The organism is Kocuria marina, assembly GCF_000786655.1.
GTDB classification, from domain to species: domain Bacteria; phylum Actinomycetota; class Actinomycetes; order Actinomycetales; family Micrococcaceae; genus Kocuria; species Kocuria marina_A.
In genome coordinates this window covers 160,991-178,686 of sequence record NZ_JROM01000007.1, presented here as the reverse complement: position 1 = coordinate 178,686, position 17,696 = coordinate 160,991, and the positions used below count along the sequence as shown (strand labels likewise).

Genomic DNA, 17,696 nt, shown 5'->3' with positions numbered 1-17,696 from the left:
CCGTGACGGGGCCCTGCCGTGAGGATCGTCTCTCGGCAGGGCCCCGTCGGTGATGTGAGGTCTCAGGCCATGACGGGACGCACGCGTCGCCCAGCGAGGGGCTCGTCCATGGTGACCTCGCGAAGCGGAGGATGTCGCCGGTGGCGCAGCGAGGGCGAGAGGCCTGGCCACGGGTGACCTCGCCGAAGTGAAGGCGAGGATGCCGAGAGCAGGCTCCGCGACGAGTGCCTGAACATCAACAGCTTCTACTCGCTGCTCCACGCCCAGGTCGTGATCGGCGACTGGAAGACCGAATACAACCACGACCGCCGGCATTCATCGCTCGGCTACCTCGCACCCGTCGACTACGCTCGGCAATGCACCCATCAATCGGAAACCGACGACTCGCACAGCGACCGGACCGAATGAAGGGGGCGGCCCAGGTCCAAATCCAACTGGTCGAGTAACAAGTCATCCGGAGACCGCACCGCAACGTCATAGGGCTTGAGGGCGGTCGCCGGGAAGTCCTTCTGGTTGGATGTCACGATGAGCTCGGCTCTTGAACGGACCGCTGCCGCCAGCACATGTCTGTCCTTGGGGTCATTGGTCATGGCAGGCACGAGGCTCTCGTAGTTCTCGACCAAAGCGGCCTGAATTGCTTGGCCGTGGCCAGACGCAGTAATAGATCTGCGATAAGCATGGGAATCAATACGCATGCATCGAGAACCACCGGGAACGACATAGGGATTTACCGGGTGGTCGGGTCTGCCGGGATGTCGAAGTATGTGCCGTGGTTCGCTGCCTCGTGAGTTGCCTGTCGGAGACCTTCGCGGCGTGTCTTCTCGAGACGTTCTTCGTAGGCAATGAGATCAGTCAGCAGGACTCTGCGGTGCCTTCCGACCTTGGTGAATGGGATATCACCTTGCTCCAGCAGCTTGACCAGTGTCGGCCGGGAGATTCCCAGATGATCAGCAGCCCTCGCTCTGCCGCAGCCGCTCCCATAGGTCGAACGCCAGAGCGGGTACCGCGGGATGAGGTTGGCGCCAGTTAGGAGTTGCGGGTCCTTCCAGGAGTGGCATTTCCGCCCCGCCCGGCGACGAGGCGGCGCGTCCCCTTCGCGCAGTAGGCGACCACCCGCTCGAGCGGTCCCTGCCCAAGAGTCTGTTGCCAGATGACCGCGAAGACAGCGGCCACCAGCAGGTGCACGACGTACCAGAGGTAGGGGGAGTCGTAATGCAGCTCGAGGGACAGCGCCAGCAGGTGCGCCGAGTAGAGCGTAAGGGTCATCGATCCCATCGCGGACAACGGCACGAGCCAGTCCCCGATCTTCTGACTGATGAGCAGGAACACACCCAGCACCGCCAGGCTCAGCCCGAGGCTGGTCGCAATGGCCAGCGGCGTGTTGGAATGCGGGGTCGTGATGGCCAGCCACCACCCGGTGTCGGTCGGTAGCGAGTCGGTACCCCACACCAGGATCTCGTCGAGCGTGGACTCGCTCAAGCGCGATGCCTCCTGCAATACGGAGTAGCCTCCGAGGCCGTAGAGGAGCACGGCGGACACGAGCTGGGCCAACACGGTGAGCGCGACGCCCACGATCACCAGGCGGACCTGGGTGCGCATTGCTCGCAGATCCAAGCGGCCCAGCCCCATCCCGACCAGCAGGTACGTCATGTACGGCAGCGCCGGGTAGTTGCCGGTCAGCAGAAGCTGAGACAGCGTGCCCGCGGGGTTGCTGAGGACATTGGGCAGCGTGGGATTGTAGTACCACCACTCCGGCAGGACATCCAGCATGCGCTGCATCAGCAGGGGCGAGAGGATCCCGAACCCGGCGGCCCAGATGAACAGCGTCTTGGGGCGGGCACGCAGGAACGGGATGGCCAGGATGAAGAACATGCCGTAGTAGAACAGGATGTTGTAGGCGGGAGGGTCCTCCGGCATCGCGGCGTTGACGGTCATACCCACCGTGACGATCAGCAGGGCGCGGACCAGGACACTCACCCGGTCAGCGGTCAGGCCTCGCCCCTCGCGTGGTTGCCGGGCGCCGGAGCCCAGCGCCAGGCCCACTCCGGCCAACAGCGCGAACAGGGCCGCCGAGTGCCCGGAGAACAACCGCCAGGACCAGCTGGCCTCCCCGGTCTGTTCGTTCCACGCGGGCAGCAGGTGGATGGCCATGAGCCCGATCAGTGCCAGCCCCCGGGCGGCATCGATCCCCACCAGTCGCCGCTTGCGCGGCGCCCCGTCCGTTGCGGTTGCCACGTCCCCCGTGCCACCGCGTCGTGTCGAATTCACTCGTCCTCCTGAGTTCCCCCCGGCCTCGCGGCCCCCTAACACGCGCTTTCAGGGATAACCCCTACCCTGCCCGCGACCGTTCCCACAAATCGAACGCCATGGCCAGTTCCACCAGATCGGTGGGCGGGAGCTCCTGGAGTCGCTTGGCGATCGCCTCGGACTGGCGGTTCTGATTCCACACGGAATCCTCCAGCACAAGACGCACCTGCGGGGAATGCGAGAAGTCCGCCCTGGTGTTGTTGCGCGCCTGTTGCTGCAGGTCAGTGTTCTCGGCGGCCTCGCGGACCAGTAGTTCCACAGTGCTTACCTTGTGCTCGTCGCTGGCGTCCAGGCCTCCGAGGAATCTGTTGACCTTCTCCACCAGCTCGGCCTTGGCTGCCCGCTCGCGTTCCTGCTGGCGGGCCATGCCGGCTTCGGTCATGCCCTGCAGCCCTCGGGCCTCGCCGTCCTCCAGTTGCAGGTCCTCGTCCCGCTGCTTCTCCAGCCGGTAGTGGGTGAGGACGACGTCGTCCGCCGTCACCGTCTCGCGCTCGCCGCCGTCCAGCTGTTCGCGCAGCAGTCGCGCCAACAGGTCCGCGAACACCGAGAGCTTGAGGTAGTACGTGTCCCCCAAGTTGAGGATCTGGGAGAAGAACGCATAGGACTTCGTGTACTGGCCCAGCAGGGAACGGAACTCGTCGAGCTCGTCGCGCGCTGCGGCGTCGTCGTCGTACACGGCGCGGGACCAGCGGTTGGTGAACCGCTCGACCGCCGGTACCAGCGCCGAGGTCAGCGCGCCGCGCTTGCCGCGCATACCCGACCACGCCGCCCACACCCGGTCGACCTCCGCGGGTGTGTAGATGTTGGCGGCATCCAGCTTGGTCATCTGTTTGGCCACGAGGTCCGGGTCCGAATCGGTTTCGATGCGCGCGTCCTCGTAGTAGTCCTGGAACGCCGCCAGGATCTGGGCGGGGTCGTTGACGAAGTCCAGCACGTACGTGTTCTTCTTGCCGTCCGCGCGCCGGTTGAGCCGTGACAGCGTCTGCACCGCGGCGATCCCGGAGAGCTGCTTGTCCACGTACATGGCGGTGAGCAGCGGCTGGTCGAAGCCCGTCTGGTACTTGTTGGCAACGATCAGGATGTTCTGGTCCTCCTGGCTAAACACCCCGGCCAGGTCCCTCCCGCGCAGTTCCGGGTTCATGGACGCCTCGGTCACCTCCGGCACGGCCGCGTTACCGATCGCGGTAACATCCGGATCCGGCAGCGAGCCCGAGAATGCCACGAGGGTTTGCAGCGGCAGTTTCTCCCGTTCGATGTGCCTCTGGAACGCCCGCTGGTACTTCACCGCGGACGCGCGCGAGCCGGTCACCACCATGGCCTTCGCACGCCCGCCCAGCTCCTTCTTCACGGTGTGCTGGTAGTGCTTGAGGATCACGTCCACCTTGGAATCCACGTTCGTGGGGTGCAGCTCCACGAACCCGATGTACGCGCGCGTCCCCTTGCGCACGTCCACCTCGTCCTCGGTCGACGACGCCGCAATCCCCGTCCTGCCCTCGGGCACCGTCTCGGGGTCCGCACCCTTGAGGGCGATCCGGGCGGCCATCTCGTACGTGGTGTAGTTCTTGAGCACATCCAGGATGAACCCCTCCTGAATGGCCTGCTTCATGGAGTACAGGTCAAAGGCCTGTCGCTTACCATCCGGACCCGGGGTGCCGAACAGATCCAGGGTCTTGGCCTTGGGGGTTGCGGTGAACGCGAAATAGCTGATCCGACGACCGTCGTCCGCCTGCGCGGCCATCTGGACCAGGGCGTCCTGGTCCGCGCCCGGCTCCAGCTCGGTCTCCTCGCCCGTCTGCGCCGCGGTCGGGTCGTTGCGGTACAGCAGGTCCTTGACCGACGACGCCGCCGCGCCGGTCTGCGACGAATGCGCCTCGTCCGCGATCACCGCGAAGCGCTTGCCCTCGAATGTCCCGCCCTTTTCCCGGATCTTGGCGAGGGCGTGCGGGAAGGTCTGCAGGGTCACGCCGATGATCTGCGTGCCCGCCCGCAACGCTTCCAGCAGGCGCTCGGTCTTGGAGCCCTCGGAACCGGAGGTGATGGGTTCGAAGGTTCCCGTGGTCACGACCAGCTGATCCACCGCGTCCTGGAGCTGGCGGTCCAGCACCTGCCGGTCCGCAATGACGAACACGGTGTCGAAGACCTTCTCGCCCTCCGGAGTGTGCAGGGAGGCCATGCGGTGGGCGGTCCACGCGATGGAGTCCGTCTTGCCGGAACCTGCGGAGTGCTGGATGAGGTACTTCTGCCCGGGTCCGTCTTCTCTGGCGGCCTCGGTGAGCTTGGTGACCGCGCGCCACTGGTGGAAGCGAGGGAAGCGGATCTGGCTGGACTCGGTGGCCCGCCCCGTCCGGGGATCGGTCTTCTTCTCGTGGTTCACGTACACGAACTTTGTGAGGACGGTGATCCACGTGTCCTTGTCCAGGATGTGCTCCCAGAAGTAGGACGTGGCCACGCCGCCCTGCGACGGCGGGTTGCCAGCTCCGTTGTCATGCCCCTGGTTGAACGGCAGGAAGAATGTGTCCGCGCCCCTGAGCTGGGTGGTCATGTAGACGTCGTTCTCGGTCAGCGCGAAGTGCACGAGCGCTCCCCGGTGTGGGGTCAACAGCGGTTCACCGGCTGGCGTGCGGTCCGTCTTGTACTGCTCGATGGCCGCCTGCAGCGACTGCGTGAAGTTCGTCTTGATCTCGATGGTCGCCACGGGCAGCCCATTGAGGAACAGCACCAGGTCGATGCGGTCGCTCTTCCGCGTGGAATAGCCAACCTCCTGGACCACCCGCACCCGGTTCTTGGCGTAGCGCTCCGTGATCCGGGGATTGCGGTCATCCGCCGGGGGAGCGGTGAGCATGCTGAACCGCTGCGCCCCAGGCACCGAGAAGCCACGGCGGAGGGTGTTGAGCGTGCCACCCCCGGCCTTCTCCGGCTGCGCCAATTGCGACGCCAGCCGATCCAGGATCCGGCGTTCGCCCTTGGCCCGCGCGGCCTCATCGCCGTGCTCGGGAACAATGCGAGCGTACTGCTCCGGCTGCGTGTCCCGCAGCCAACCGAGGACGTCCTCGGGGAACAGCGCCCGCTCCTTGTCGTAGCCCTGGGAATTGGGGGAGTGGTGCCACCCGTGCCCTTCCAGGTACTCCGCAATCTCCTTCTGGAACTGCTTTTCCTGATGCGGTGCTCTCATGCGAACTCCCTGTGCAGACCCTGTGCGACGTCATCCTCGAGCTGCTCCGCCGCCGGCTTGTTCCGAGCCGTCACGTCGATCTGCCCGGTCACGGCTGCGGTAATGAGTGCGGCCCGCCGCTCGCGGGCGAGGTCGATGATTCTATTGGCGTTCGCGAGCATTTCTTGCATTTCCAACATTTCATGATCCAGGCGCTCGACAACCGACCGCTGCTCGGTAGCAGGGGGTGCGGGAAGCTTGAAGTTCTTGACGACTGTCGAATTAGTGGACGCTAGGTTCGTTGACTGACGAGCCGTCTGATCAAAGTAGATCCGTGCGGGAGTGGATTCCAGGGCATAAACCAAGTACTCCGGAAGGAGTTTCGAGTTACACCTGAAAGCGAAAACATGATTTTGATGCAGGATGGGATCGATTTGTCCCTTCCACAGAGCGCCGCGACCTAGCTTGTCACGATCTCCACCCTCGGTTAGTAATACATCACCAGGTTCAAGGCGGTTCTCAACTGCTACGGCGGGTGGAACGTCGATCTCTGTTACGTCCGTCAGATCCACGTGCCCCGCCTGAACGTTGGCCACTCGAAGGTAGGGGTAGGACTGGGTGGGGACTTCGTAACGTTTGCCCAGAGTGAGTCCAGAGTGGAGCACGCCGAGATATTTCAGTGCGATTCGAGGGCGGCCAGCGCGGGTAAACGCATCATCGATTATTGTCCGTCGCCGGGTGCTGAGAAGGGCCTCTACTTCGGCAAGCTGTTCAATCAAGGCATCGATTTCGGCGGTCTCGTGGTCGAGGTAGTCCGCGATCTGCTGCTGCTCCGCCATGGGTGGTATCGGGAGTCGAGCTGCACGAAGCTGTTGTTGATTGAGGATGGGAGCACCATAAATATTACGCGATGCTGCAGCTTCGTAGGCTAAAGGGAGCATCCAATACGCATAACGTAGGTTGATGCGACTGCTTGAGTGGATGGATGCGATGGCTTCGTTGGTTACCAAATCAATTTCGGTAAACGCAGTCTTTCCAATACTCAGCTTAAAACTGTAAAGAAGATCTCCTTTTTGGCTCCAAGGGATGCGGGCTGCTTCGACACCCGTTCGAGACAAGTACTTTTCGCAGCTGGTTACCGATCCTGATTTCATGTCGGCGATTGTCAGCCAGGGAATGTCGCCATCGAAGTATTCAGGTCGTGAAGTAGGAGGGGTTCCCCCTACATCCATGTCAATAACATGAGCGGCTCGTCGAACGGCCCAATGCGACGGTACCGAGCTTAGCCAGGAGGTCCTGTTCACCGCTTCACCTCCTCCAGACGCGCGCGGATGCGGCCCAAGACCTCGTCGAGGTCGCGGTCGATCTCATCCAACGGCCGGGGTGGGACGTACTCGTAGAAGTGGCGCGTGAAGGGGATCTCCGCACCCTCTTTGGTCTTGGATTCGTCGATCCAGGCGTCAGGGACGAAGGGTTTGACCTCGCGCTCCAGGTACTCGTGGATGTCCTGGTCCCATGGGACGTTCTCGGTATCGCGCAGCGTGGGGTCCGGTTCCGGGTCCTTCACGCGGTTGGTTTGCAGTTCCCCGCTCTCGTCCCGTTCGCTCAGCTCGGTGACGATGGCCTTGAGCACCGCGGGCTTCACCTGAAGCCCGGCCTCGGTCAGGACATCGAGAAGTTCCGAGGTGAACGCGCTCTTATTGGCGCTGACCTCTTCGGCCGCGCGCTGGGACCGGGCCTGGAGGGCGGAACGGAGCGTGGCGGCGTCGCCGTCGGAGAGCTTGGCGACGGGCTTGGAGGCCATGACGCGCTCGATGCGCTCGGCGGTGAACGCGAAGTTGAGCTTCAGCGGGCGCTCCACCGTGATGGTGCGGTAGAAGAAGTCCTCGGTGCGGAAGATCTTGGAGTGCTGGGACTCGGTGAACTCGTCGTAGATCCGGCTGATCTCCGCGATGTTCTCCCGCGAGAGCTCCTTGCGCTTGGAGCCCACGGATTTGCGCATCTTCACGAACATGCCGGTGGCGTCGATCAACTGGACCCTGCCGCGGCGTTCGGGGGCCTTGTCCTTGGACAGGATCCAGACGTAGGTGGAGATACCGGTGTTGTAGAACATGTCCGTGGGCAGACCGATGATCGCCTCGAGGTAATCGTTGTCCAGCACCCATTTGCGGATGTTGGATTCCCCGGAGCCGGCACCGCCCGTGAACAGGGGGGAGCCGTTGAGCACGATGGCCGCGCGGCCGGCTGACTGGTTCTCCTCCGTGGCGCTGGGTTCGCGCATCTTGGAGATCAGGTGCATCAGGAAAAGGAGCGAGCCGTCCGAGACGCGGGGCAGGCCGGGGCCAAAGCGGCCGGCGAACCCTGCGATCTGATGTTCGGTCTCCACGGCCTTGCGGTGCTGCTTCCAATCCACGCCGAAGGGCGGGTTGGACAGGCAGTAGTGGAACGTGCGGTTCTCGAATGCCGGGTTGGTCAGGGTGTTGCCCAGAACGATGTTGTCGATGGGCTGGCCCTTGACCACCATGTCCGCCTTGCAGATTGCATAAGAGGCGGGGTTGATCTCCTGGCCGAGCAGGTTGACCCAGGCCTCGCTGTTGAACTGCTTGATCTTGTTCTCGGCGGCGGAGAGCATGCCGCCAGTGCCCGCGGTGGGGTCGTAGACGTCGCGGCCGATGCCGGGGGTGGTGAGCTCCTCGTCGTCGTGGAGCAGCAGCGTGACCATGAGGTCGATGACCTCGCGCGGGGTGAAGTGCTCACCCGCGGTCTCGTTGGACGCCTCCGCGAACTTGCGGATCAGTTCCTCGAAGATGTGACCCATCTGCTCGTTGGACACCGCATCCGGGTGCAGGTTGGCCTTGGTGAAGTGCTGCAGGACCTGCAGGAGCAGATCGTGCTGGGCGAGGCCGGAGATGGTCTGCTCGAACTCGTACTTCTGGAAGATCTCGCGCACGTTCTCGGAGAACGCGTTGACGTAGTCGCGCAGGTTCTCCTCGAGGTTGTCGGGGTCACCCTGCAAAGTCTTGAGGGTGTGGCGGGAGCGGTTGAAGAAGTTGTAGGTGTGCTCGTTGCCGGCCTGCTTGGTGCGGTTGCGGATCATCGCCAAGGGCGGCTCGGTGTCCACGTAGGTGGGGCCGATGGCCTCCAGCACATCCTCCTTGGTGGGGGCAAGCACGGCGTCCAAGCGGAACAGGACCGTGAACGGCAGGATCACATCGCCGTACTGGTGCTGCTTATAGGTGCCGCGCAGGATGTCTGCGGCACCCCAGATGAAGGACGCGTGGTTAAACACGGTGGGTGGCTGCCTTACTCGGTGGGGCGGGGGTCTACCGTGCAGTCTACGAGGGGGGCAACGAGAAGCTGTTCTCTTCGCCGCCTTTTTGTGAGCTGAAGGTTCCCGGATCTGGTGCCGGCCAACCAGCGGAACCAAATGGGTCTGTTGCACGAATTGGTGACAGTGTGACCTGCCCCTGTTGGAGACCCTCTGTGGGCTGGCGGGTTTGTACCTTGCCGCGAAGCACCCGGACAGGTAGTACGGCCGCCCGCAGTTCGGCGCCGCGGAGGCCGCGGGCGGCGTCGTCGATGGCCCGCGCGAACGGACACGCCGCTGGACAGCGGGTGGGAACATCTGTGGTGCAGAACGACCAGAAAACAAGGAAAAACCGTGTGGATCGCGGCATGGATGTAGTGGAGAGCGTTTGCCGCGGCGCCAGAGGGTGAGGAGGGGGAAGCCGCCCTCCCCGAGGGTTCACCCTCCCGCCACCCGGCACACCCCGCAACCTTTTGATGAGTAACTCAAAACATGACATAGTGAAGCTATGACCTCGACCACTCTGACCGATCAGCCCGGGGAACGGGAGAACGGCGGCGGCGCCGTCGTGCCCGTGCTGTGGACCGATCGGATCCGGGCGGCCGGACTGCGGGTCACCAAGCCCCGACTGGCGGTGTTGGACGCGCTCGAGCGCCACCAGCACGCCACCGCGGACGAGGTGCTCGCGGACGTGCGCACGGCATTGCCGGAGATCACGGTGCAGTCCATCTACGTGGTGCTGCACTCGCTCACGGACGCCGGACTGTTGCGCCAGCTGGACCTGGCGAACTCCCCGGCACGGTACGAAACCCGGGTCGACGACAACCACCACCATGCCGTGTGCACGGTGTGTGGACGCATCGAGGACGTGGCCTGTGCCGTGGGGCATGCACCGTGCTTGACTCCCAGCGAGACCCACGGGATGAGCATCCACGTGGCCGATGTCGTCTACCAAGGCGTGTGTTCCGACTGCTCGGCCCAGCGGGCCGGTGCGACCGCGGTGCCTGTCTAGACCCCTGAGCTCCGGGAACCCATCTGGGCCACCGGTTCACCCACCCATCCCAACCCCATCAAGGAGTACGCGATGACGGAACCCACCCCGCACGCCACCGGGTCCACGACCCAGGCCGGCATTCCCGCTGTCAGCGACCGCAACTCGCTGACCACCGGCCCCAACGGTTCGATCGTGCTGCATGACCACCAGCTGGTGGAGACCCTGCAGCACTTCAACCGGATGAACATCCCCGAGCGTCGTCCGCACGCCAAGGGCGCCGGCGCGTTCGGCACCTTCGAGGTCACCGAGGACGTCTCGCAGTGGACCAAGGCGGACTTCCTGCAGCCGGGCAAGAAGACCGAGATGCTGGCCCGCTTCTCCACCGTGGCCGGCGAGCTGGGCTCCCCGGACACCTGGCGTGACGTCCGTGGCTTCGCCCTGAAGTTCTACACCGAAGAAGGCAACTTCGACATGGTCGGGAACAACACCCCGATCTTCTTCGTGCGCGACCCCATGAAGTTCCCGCACTTCATCCGCTCGCAGAAGCGCCTGCCGGACTCCGGGCTGCGTGACGGCACCATGCAGTGGGACTTCTGGACCAACAACCCCGAGTCCGCCCACCAGGTCACCTACCTGATGGGTGAGCGCGGCCTGCCCAAGACTTGGCGCCACATGAACGGCTACGGCTCGCACACCTACATGCTGGTCAATGCCGAGGGCGAGAAGTTCTGGGTCAAGTGGCACTTCGAGTCGCGGCAGGGCGTGGAGAGCCTCAGCAACGAAGAGGCCGAGCGCCTGGCCGGAGCCGATGGCGACGTCCACCGTCGCGACTTGTTCGAGGCGATCGAGCGGGGCGAGTACCCGAAGTGGGACCTGTACTTCCAGATCATGCCGTACGAGGAGGCCAAGACCTACCGGTTCAACCCCTTCGACCTGACCAAGACCTGGTCCAAGAAGGACTACCCGCGGCACAAGGTGGGCACCATGACCCTGAACCGCAACCCGGAGAATTTCTTCGCCCAGATCGAGCAGGCGGCCTTCTCCCCGGCGAACATGGTCCCGGGCACCGGCAACTCCCCGGACAAGATGCTACTGGGGCGCACTTTCGCCTACGCGGACGCCCAGCTCTACCGCGTCGGCACCAACTTCCAGCAGCTGCCGGTGAACCGCCCGATCAACGAAGTGCACACCTACAACTTCGAGGGCAGCATGACGTATCACCACAGCGGTGCCCGGCGGGTGTACGCCCCGAACTCCTTCGGTGACTCCTGGTCGGACGAGACCGGCCCCGTGGACAACGGCTGGGAGGACGACGGCGCTCTGGTCCGCGAGGCCTACACCTTGCGTCAGGACGACGACGACTTCGGTCAGCCGGGCACCCTGATCCGCGAGGTCTTCAACGACGCGCAGCGCGCGCGGTTCGTCGAAACCGTCGCCGGCGCCCTCGAGGGTGTCGCGGAGCCGGTGCTCTCCAACGCCTTCCAGTACTGGAAGAACGTGGACGAGAACATCGGTCAGCGCATCGAGGAGGCCGTCAAGTCCAACGCCGCCAACCCCGAGGTTCCGGGCATGGGCGTGGACGAGGACCCCACGAGCACCTCCGAGATCAGCGAGTGACGCCCCGGGGGTGAACGGACCCCGGGTGCGTTCGGCGGGCCCGGGCGCGGTGGGATGACCACCGTGCGGGGCTCCCGGCCGCCGGGGGTCGGCGACCCCTGAATTTCACACAGGTGCGAACACCCGGTCAGTGATCCTGGCCGGGTGTTCGCGCGTTCCGGGTCCAGGGTGCCCGCCGGGGGGCGCGCGGACAACTGAGCGCTCCAGGGGGAGGGACCCGGCCGCTCACCTCGAGCACGGGCCCGTTCGGGAAGGGCGGGCCGGGGAGCCGCGCGGCACGGCGTCGTCCGGCGCGTAATGTCCGCGCTTCGACGTCGGCGTCACAGAGCAATCGTTTGCGAATGCACGCCCGCGGGTCAGAATGAGGGCGGGGCTGCTGCCCGCGGCCCCGTGTCCTTCACTTATCGCCCCCACGAGGAGTGTCATGTCCGAGCAGAATTACCCCCGCTACGACCACAACGATCCCCGGGAGCCGGTGGCCGGTCCCCGAGCGGACGGTGGTCACCCCTACGCCGCCGGTAGCACCCCCCGCCACGATGCGTACCCCGCCCCGCACGACGGCGCTGCGCAGCCCCCGCACGCGCCGCACCGCCCCGATAGCGAGCCGGGCTTCCTGGCCGCATTGTTCGACCTGGACTTCAAGCACTTCATCACCATCAAGTTCGCGAAGTTCATCTACGTCCTGTCGATCGCACTCAGCGCACTGGGCGGATTGATCATGGTGATCTCGGGACTGGTGGCGCTCACGGAGAGCGCCGCGGGTCTACTGTTCGTGATCTTCGGGCTCGTGAGTGTGTTGATCAACATCGTGCTGATGCGCGTGTTCCTGGAGTTCGTGATCTCCATGATCCGCACCGCCCAGAACACGACCGCGCTCGTGGAGAGGCGCTGACCCGCGGCTGAACCCAGGGTGTTGTGCGTCCGGGTCGGCGTCCCGAGTGGGGGGGCGCCGGCCCGGGCGCGCACTACTTCAGCTCCGTGACCGGTGTGAACTCGTAGCCCAGGTCCTTGATCCCGTGCACCGTCTGCTTGAGGTAGTTCAGATCCAGGTACGGGTGGAAGAAGAAGCTGGCCGTGGATTCGCGCACCGTGAGGTTCGCCTTGGCCCGGGAGATCAGGAACTTGGGATCGCGGATCGCGTGGTTGTTCTGCTCGCCCTCGGTGATGTTGCCCAGGTTCTCGGGGTAGACCGTGCCGCCGTAGATGTCGCTCACCGTGAACGGGAACTGCTGGCTGTAGGACTTTCCGGCCTCGGAGGGCTGCCCCGTGAGAATGCTCGCGTAGTAGTCACCCTGCTCGTAGCGCGCGTCGTACTCCTGGGCCATGGCCACGTACGAGTTCACGGACCCGCCGTAGTGCGGGGTCTCGAAGATCGTGGGCGCGCCCAGACCGGCGTCCTCCATCACGGAGCGTCCCGCCTCGAGGCGGTCCTTCCACTGGTCCACGTCGTCCTGGGCCACGCGGCCCACGGGCGTGATGTAGGAGTCGTTGGTGCACTCCTCGAACGTGTAGGGCGCGGTGCCGGTGGACGTGCATCCGAACTGGTAGAACTCGTAATCCTCACCGGAACGCCCGCTGTACGGGTTGTCCATGGTGCCCATCTGGTGCGTGGTGCCGTGCTGGATGAGCGTGCCACCCTTGCTCTGCATGTACTTCAGGGCGTCCACGACCTCGGGCCGGTCGGTGAGGCTGAGCCCGTACCAGTCGGAGCCGTCCTTGTTCTGCCCAATCTGGATGGGGATCACGGCCACCTGGAACGGGACGTTCTCGGACGCGAGGTAATCGGCCACGCGGCGCAGGTCCTTCGGGTTGGACTCCGGGCCCACGTCCTCCAGGCGCACCGCGGCCTGCTTCACCGCGGGGGCGTCCGAACCCACGAGGTCGTAGAAAAGATCCGTGTAGACCAGGTACACGTCGTTCGCGTCGATGTAGTCCAGGGGCACCTCGGCCAAATACGTGAGGTTCGCGGAGCGAATGGCCCAGGGGGCCTCCGGGGAACCGTTCGCCGTGCACGAGGTGGGCTTACCGCGCTCGGTGCACTGCGACGTCGCCAGGACCTCCACCTTGTCGTTCGTGCCCGTGAACGGGACCACGATCTCAGGGGCACCCTGGGTCTCCCGGTGCACCTTCTCGCCCTGGTACTCGACCGAGGTGACCTTGGAACTGTCCACCGTGGTCGCGGCGCGGGGGTCCCAGCCGTACTTGTCCCGGAACTGGGCGTTTTGCGCGTCGTCGGGACCCGCGAGGGCCTCGATGTTGCGGCCCAACCACATCACGGGCTTGTCGGTGGAGCGGACGTCGTCCAGGAAGGCATGGGGGAGCGGGACGCGGTGGTCGGCGCCGATGTACACCGCGGCGTCGTAGTTCTCGACCATGGCGCCCGTGTAGTCGACCACCGGCTTGAGTTCGGTCCTCCCGAAGTGTGTGAGCAGGTTGCCCGTGGCGATCGCGTGCATGGCGTTGGCGTCCGCGGCGGCACCGGTGTTGTCGTAGAGCACGAGCGTGGACTTGCCGCCGTCCCGACCGTAGCTCGCGGACAGCTGCTCCTCCGGCTCGGTGGAGCTCGCTCCGTCCAACTCGGGATCCGTGTACTGCTTGGCCAGGCTCGAAGCCTGCCCCTCCACGAGCGAGCTGCTCGTGAGGCCGAACACCACCACGAGCGCGATCGTCAGGATCACGGCCATGCCCGCGAGCCACCCGATCCGCGCTCGCCGTGTGAGCTTGAAGTCCCCGTCCATCGTTGTCTCCCTCTCCCTGTGCTTCCGCACGTTCCCGCGGGTCCCCCCGGACCGCGCGTCTCCCGTCGTCGGGTGCGCTGCCGTGCGCACCCCGGGATCGTCCGCGCCAGCCCGGCGCGGACGGTCCCGTCAGCCCTGTCCCGTGATCTCGAAATCGTGGAACAGGACCTTGGCGTCCTCCGTGTACAACCCGATCGCGCCCCCTCGGTAGGGGGTCTCCTCGTCCGTGACGGTGGCCAGTTCGGTCCCGTCCACCGTGACCGTCATCCTGGGCCAGTCCTGCGTGATCTCCACCCGGTAGTCCTTACCCACCGGGAAGGTCCGGTCCCCGCCGGAGGCGATGAACCGCTGCGCCCCCGGGTAGGCAGGGTCCTGCTTGGAGATCTCCCAGCCGTTGGGTTTGAGCGCCACCGCGTAGAAGTGGTCGTTGTCGCGCAGGTTCCACTGCACCCAGCCCACTTCCCACGCATTGGGTTCGTCGTTGCGGCGCAGCTGTTCCTCGGTGCGCACCGTGACGGCGAAGTCGGCGTCGTCGTAGTTTTCCACCGTGTGCACGAGGGCCCCGTGGGTCACGTTGGCGGCCTCGGCCGTGTGGGGTTCCAGCAGCACCTGCCGGTCGTTGCCCTTCACGGTGCCGTAGCCCGTGTACATGACCTGCCAGCGCCCGTGCACCTCCCCGTCCGCCCACGGCTGCACGCGCCACAGGTTATTCATGACGGCCACCACCGCGAGCACCAGCACGATCGCCGCGACGAGTACGACGACGCCGCGTTTCCTCATGCATGGGCCTCCACCGTGAGCTCCCGGGCCGAGGAGTCCACCTGCTCCTGGTTCTCGACCACGCGTTCCGTCTTGGCCCAGCCGTTGTGGCCGCGCACCGCGCGCCACGCGGCTTTCCAACCGGCCACGTACCACAGCACGGCGTAGAGCACGTAGAGGTGGACCAGGCCCACGGCCTTGACCGGGTTCAGCCCGCTGTGACGTTCCTGCGACCAGTACACCAGCCCGTACAGCAGGGCGGGTCCGAACGCGATCAGGTAGGACGAGAGCCACCACCCGGAGACCACGGCGTGACCCGTGACGATGCCGACCGCGAGGTCCAGCACCCAGAAGGCGAACGCCAGGGACAGGAAGGACGTAAGCAGCAATAGGAACGGGCTCGTCAGGTGGTACAAGAGATCCGCCCGGCGGCTGCCGGTGAGGTCCCGCAGCACCCACGGCACCAGGTTCCAGGACTGCAGGTGGCCCTGGAACCACCGGGTGCGCTGCTTGACCCAGCGCTTGACGTCCACGAGTCCTTGCTGATGCACGGACGCGGTGGAGACGAACTCGGTCTGCCACCCGTCCATGAGCAGTCGCACGCCCAAATCCAGGTCCTCGGTGAGGCTGCGCGACCACGGGTACACACCCAGCCCGTCGAGCGCGGAGAGCCGGACGAACTGGCCGTTGCCGCCGAGTCCCACGCTGCCCAGGTGTCGGCGGCCCCGCTGGAACACGTGGGTGTAGAGCACGAACTCGAGGTCCTGCATCCGGGCCAGGAGGTTCTGCTGGCGGTTGTTGATCCGCACGCCGATCTGCACCGCGCCCAGGCGGTTGTCCTTGAACAGGGGCATGACGTCGTCCAGGGCGTGCGGGTCCAGACGTCCGTCCGCGTCTATGACGCACACGACCACGTCAGAATGAGACGTCCCGGCGATCAGATCGCTCGTGCGCAGGTACTGGATGGCGGCGTTGAGCGCCTCGCCCTTCCCCTCGCGGGCGTGGGGCAGGGTGCGCTGGAACAGGTGCACGCGCGGGTCCGGGAACGAGCGCACGATCTCGGCCGTGTCGTCGTCGGAACCGTCGTCGATCACCATGATCTGGACGTCCGGGTGGTCCAAGCCGACGAGCCGCTCGAGGCTGGGCCGCAGGACGCGTTCCTCGTTGAGGCACGGGATCACGAAGACCACCTTGCGGTGGCCGGGGACGGTGGCGATCTTCACCCTACGGTGCTGCGAGCGCTGCGGTTCGAAGCGGGAGAGCACCAGGATGAACATGCCGTACAGGACGCTCAGGGCCACGAGGACCACGGCGAGCACCAGGATGAGGTCGATACGATGACCGACGACCAGGATCACGGTTCAGCTCTTCACCTTCAGCGCGTGCCGACCGTGCGCGGGCAGCTCCTGGTACGGCTGGTCCTCGGCGGCGGTCACGGGCGCCATCTCGCGCGGGTGCGCGGCCTGACGGGGCCTGCGCCGGATCTGGTGCCACGTGGTGATGGCGCTCGCGATGGACACCGTGCTGAGGAAGAACAGCAGGTACGCCAGGAACAGCACCATGGCGATCATCAACAGCACGCGGCTGCCGCCCTGCAGGAACGCCTGCAACGTTTCCCCCACGGACGCGATTTCGGACAGCGCAAAGACATGCAACACGAATCCCCCGATTCCCCCTGTGGTGTCGCGATCATCCCCCCGGACTCACGACACCTGTGACCCGGCGTTGCGATTAAGGCGGACACGTACCCTAGGGCCATGCTCTCTTCGGTGACGCCCATACCCCCACTGTCCGATCTGCTCGATACCGCTCGGGTGGTCTCCCTGCCCATGCGCGTGCGGTTCCGGGGGGTCACCGCCCGGGAAACGGTGGTCTTCCACGGCCCGGCGGGTTGGGGTGAATTCGGTCCTTTCCCCGAGTACGAGGACGCCGAAGCGGCGTCGTGGTTGCGCGCGGGCATCGAGGTGGCATGGACCGGGTTCCCCGACCCCGTGCGCACCCGGGTGCCCGTCAACGCCACGGTCCCGGCCGTCCCCTCCGAGCGCGTCCCGGAGGTCCTTGCGGGGTACGGCGGCGCGGTGCACGCCGTGAAGATCAAGGTCGCCGAACGCGGACAGAGCCTCGCGGACGACGTCGCTCGCGTCGCCGCCGTGCGCGCCGCCCTCCCGGACGCGCAACTGCGCGTGGACGCGAACATGGGCTGGAGCGAGGACGACGCCGTATGCGCACTCACCACCCTGAGCGAGTTCGAGCTCGCGTACGCCGAGCAACCCGTGGCCACCGTGCCGGGGCTGGCCAACGTGCGCCGTCGGCTGCGGGACGCGGGGAACAAATTGTTGATCGCCGCGGACGAATCCGTGCGCAAGGCGCAGGACCCGCTGGCCGTGGCTCGGGCCGACGCGGCGGATCTGATCGTGGTCAAGGTCGCACCCCTGGGCGGGGTACGCCGGGCGCTGGAGATCGTGGCGCAGGCCGGGCTGCCCGCCGTCGTCAGCTCCGCGATCGACAGCTCGGTGGGGATCCGGGCGGGCGTGGCACTCGCCGCGGCGTTACCGGAGTTGCCGTACGCGTGCGGGCTCGGGACGCTGTCCCTGATGACCGCGGACGTCACCGCCGAGCCCCTGCGCCCGGTGGACGGCTACCTCCCGGTGCGGGACGTGGCGGTCTCCGAGGATCTGCTGACGGAACACGCGGTCACGGGCCCGCGCCGTGACTGGTGGCTCGAGCGGATCTCCCGCACGTACGAGGTGCTGCGGGGCGGGGACATTTAGACGGCGGAAGGGGCCGACACTACGCATGGGTAGGATCGGCCCCTTCTTGGCA

At 65.7% G+C, this 17,696-nt stretch carries 14 protein-coding genes and 1 pseudogene; 5 read left to right on the top strand and 10 right to left on the bottom strand.

Features of this window, described 5'->3' with window-relative positions:
• Positions 1–195 precede the first annotated feature (195 nt).
• A pseudogene (locus tag AS25_RS14030) lies at positions 196–408 on the top strand (integrase core domain-containing protein); the annotation flags it as partial.
• On the opposite strand, the gene AS25_RS14025 reads toward AS25_RS14030, so the two are convergent.
• The 6 genes from AS25_RS14025 to AS25_RS01445 all read right to left on the bottom strand — a co-directional run bounded on the left by AS25_RS14025 (position 366) and on the right by AS25_RS01445 (position 8,747).
• On the bottom strand, positions 366–623 hold the full coding sequence (locus AS25_RS14025; protein ID WP_216594092.1) for a PIN domain-containing protein: 258 nt from the start codon (positions 621–623) through the stop codon (positions 366–368). The pseudogene AS25_RS14030 and the gene AS25_RS14025 overlap by 43 nt on opposite strands.
• A gap of 104 nt (positions 624–727) precedes the next feature.
• Positions 728–910, bottom strand: a complete 183-nt coding sequence (locus AS25_RS14480) for a hypothetical protein (RefSeq protein WP_437123701.1) — start codon at positions 908–910, stop codon at positions 728–730.
• Between the two features lie 116 nt (positions 911–1,026).
• Positions 1,027–2,268, bottom strand: a complete 1,242-nt coding sequence (locus tag AS25_RS01465) for a heparan-alpha-glucosaminide N-acetyltransferase domain-containing protein (protein ID WP_253270429.1) — start codon at positions 2,266–2,268, stop codon at positions 1,027–1,029.
• A gap of 61 nt (positions 2,269–2,329) precedes the next feature.
• The gene (locus tag AS25_RS01460) at positions 2,330–5,479 is read right to left on the bottom strand and encodes a type I restriction endonuclease subunit R (RefSeq protein ID WP_035960311.1); all 3,150 of its coding nucleotides are present in this window, start codon (positions 5,477–5,479) and stop codon (positions 2,330–2,332) included.
• Positions 5,476–6,762 carry a restriction endonuclease subunit S gene (locus AS25_RS14015; RefSeq protein ID WP_156960859.1) on the bottom strand — a complete coding sequence of 429 codons (1,287 nt, stop codon included), beginning with the start codon at positions 6,760–6,762 and terminating at the stop codon, positions 5,476–5,478. Before AS25_RS14015 ends, AS25_RS01460 begins: the two co-directional genes overlap by 4 nt.
• Complete coding sequence (locus tag AS25_RS01445; protein ID WP_035960285.1) at positions 6,759–8,747, bottom strand: type I restriction-modification system subunit M; 1,989 nt, start codon at positions 8,745–8,747, stop codon at positions 6,759–6,761. The genes AS25_RS14015 and AS25_RS01445 overlap by 4 nt, the downstream gene beginning before the upstream one ends.
• A 526-nt stretch (positions 8,748–9,273) precedes the next feature.
• On the opposite strand from AS25_RS01445, the gene AS25_RS01440 reads away from it, so the two are divergent.
• The 3 genes from AS25_RS01440 (at position 9,274) to AS25_RS01430 (ending at position 12,268) form a co-directional block, all read left to right on the top strand.
• On the top strand, positions 9,274–9,777 hold the full coding sequence (locus AS25_RS01440; protein ID WP_240919077.1) for a Fur family transcriptional regulator: 504 nt from the start codon (positions 9,274–9,276) through the stop codon (positions 9,775–9,777).
• Between the two features lie 72 nt (positions 9,778–9,849).
• Entirely contained in the window at positions 9,850–11,376 is a 1,527-nt protein-coding gene (locus tag AS25_RS01435) for a catalase (RefSeq protein ID WP_035960279.1), read from the top strand.
• Positions 11,377–11,800: 424 nt separating this feature from the next.
• A complete protein-coding gene (locus AS25_RS01430; RefSeq protein ID WP_035960269.1) occupies positions 11,801–12,268 on the top strand; it encodes a DUF4282 domain-containing protein in 468 nt (155 codons plus the stop codon).
• A gap of 73 nt (positions 12,269–12,341) precedes the next feature.
• On the opposite strand, the gene AS25_RS01425 is transcribed toward AS25_RS01430, so the two are convergent.
• The 4 genes from AS25_RS01425 to AS25_RS01410 all read right to left on the bottom strand — a co-directional run bounded on the left by AS25_RS01425 (position 12,342) and on the right by AS25_RS01410 (position 16,495).
• Positions 12,342–14,114: a DUF2334 domain-containing protein gene (locus AS25_RS01425; RefSeq protein ID WP_035960259.1), complete on the bottom strand. Its 1,773-nt coding sequence runs from the start codon at positions 14,112–14,114 to the stop codon at positions 12,342–12,344.
• 129 nt (positions 14,115–14,243) lie between these two features.
• Entirely contained in the window at positions 14,244–14,894 is a 651-nt protein-coding gene (locus AS25_RS01420) for a 3-keto-alpha-glucoside-1,2-lyase-like domain-containing protein (protein WP_035960251.1), read from the bottom strand.
• The gene (locus tag AS25_RS01415) at positions 14,891–16,231 is read right to left on the bottom strand and encodes a glycosyltransferase family 2 protein (RefSeq protein WP_216594091.1); all 1,341 of its coding nucleotides are present in this window, start codon (positions 16,229–16,231) and stop codon (positions 14,891–14,893) included. The genes AS25_RS01420 and AS25_RS01415 overlap by 4 nt, the downstream gene beginning before the upstream one ends.
• Positions 16,232–16,234: 3 nt before the next feature.
• Positions 16,235–16,495, bottom strand: coding sequence for a hypothetical protein (locus tag AS25_RS01410; protein ID WP_156960858.1), 261 nt, complete (start codon positions 16,493–16,495; stop codon positions 16,235–16,237).
• A gap of 135 nt (positions 16,496–16,630) precedes the next feature.
• Here AS25_RS01410 and AS25_RS01405 point away from each other — a divergent pair, with 135 nt between their 5' ends.
• On the top strand, positions 16,631–17,644 hold the full coding sequence (locus tag AS25_RS01405) for an o-succinylbenzoate synthase (RefSeq protein WP_035960235.1): 1,014 nt from the start codon (positions 16,631–16,633) through the stop codon (positions 17,642–17,644).
• Positions 17,645–17,696 lie beyond the last annotated feature (52 nt).

Coding starts and splice junctions, on each gene's coding strand:
- AS25_RS01405 (WP_035960235.1), top strand. CDS start 16,631: ATGCTCTCTTCGGTGACGCCCATACCCCCACTGTCCGATCTGCTCGAT.
- AS25_RS01430 (WP_035960269.1), top strand. CDS start 11,801: ATGTCCGAGCAGAATTACCCCCGCTACGACCACAACGATCCCCGGGAG.
- AS25_RS01435 (WP_035960279.1), top strand. CDS start 9,850: ATGACGGAACCCACCCCGCACGCCACCGGGTCCACGACCCAGGCCGGC.
- AS25_RS01425 (WP_035960259.1), bottom strand. CDS start 14,114: ATGGACGGGGACTTCAAGCTCACACGGCGAGCGCGGATCGGGTGGCTC.
- AS25_RS01460 (WP_035960311.1), bottom strand. CDS start 5,479: ATGAGAGCACCGCATCAGGAAAAGCAGTTCCAGAAGGAGATTGCGGAG.
- AS25_RS01420 (WP_035960251.1), bottom strand. CDS start 14,894: ATGAGGAAACGCGGCGTCGTCGTACTCGTCGCGGCGATCGTGCTGGTG.
- AS25_RS01440 (WP_240919077.1), top strand. CDS start 9,274: ATGACCTCGACCACTCTGACCGATCAGCCCGGGGAACGGGAGAACGGC.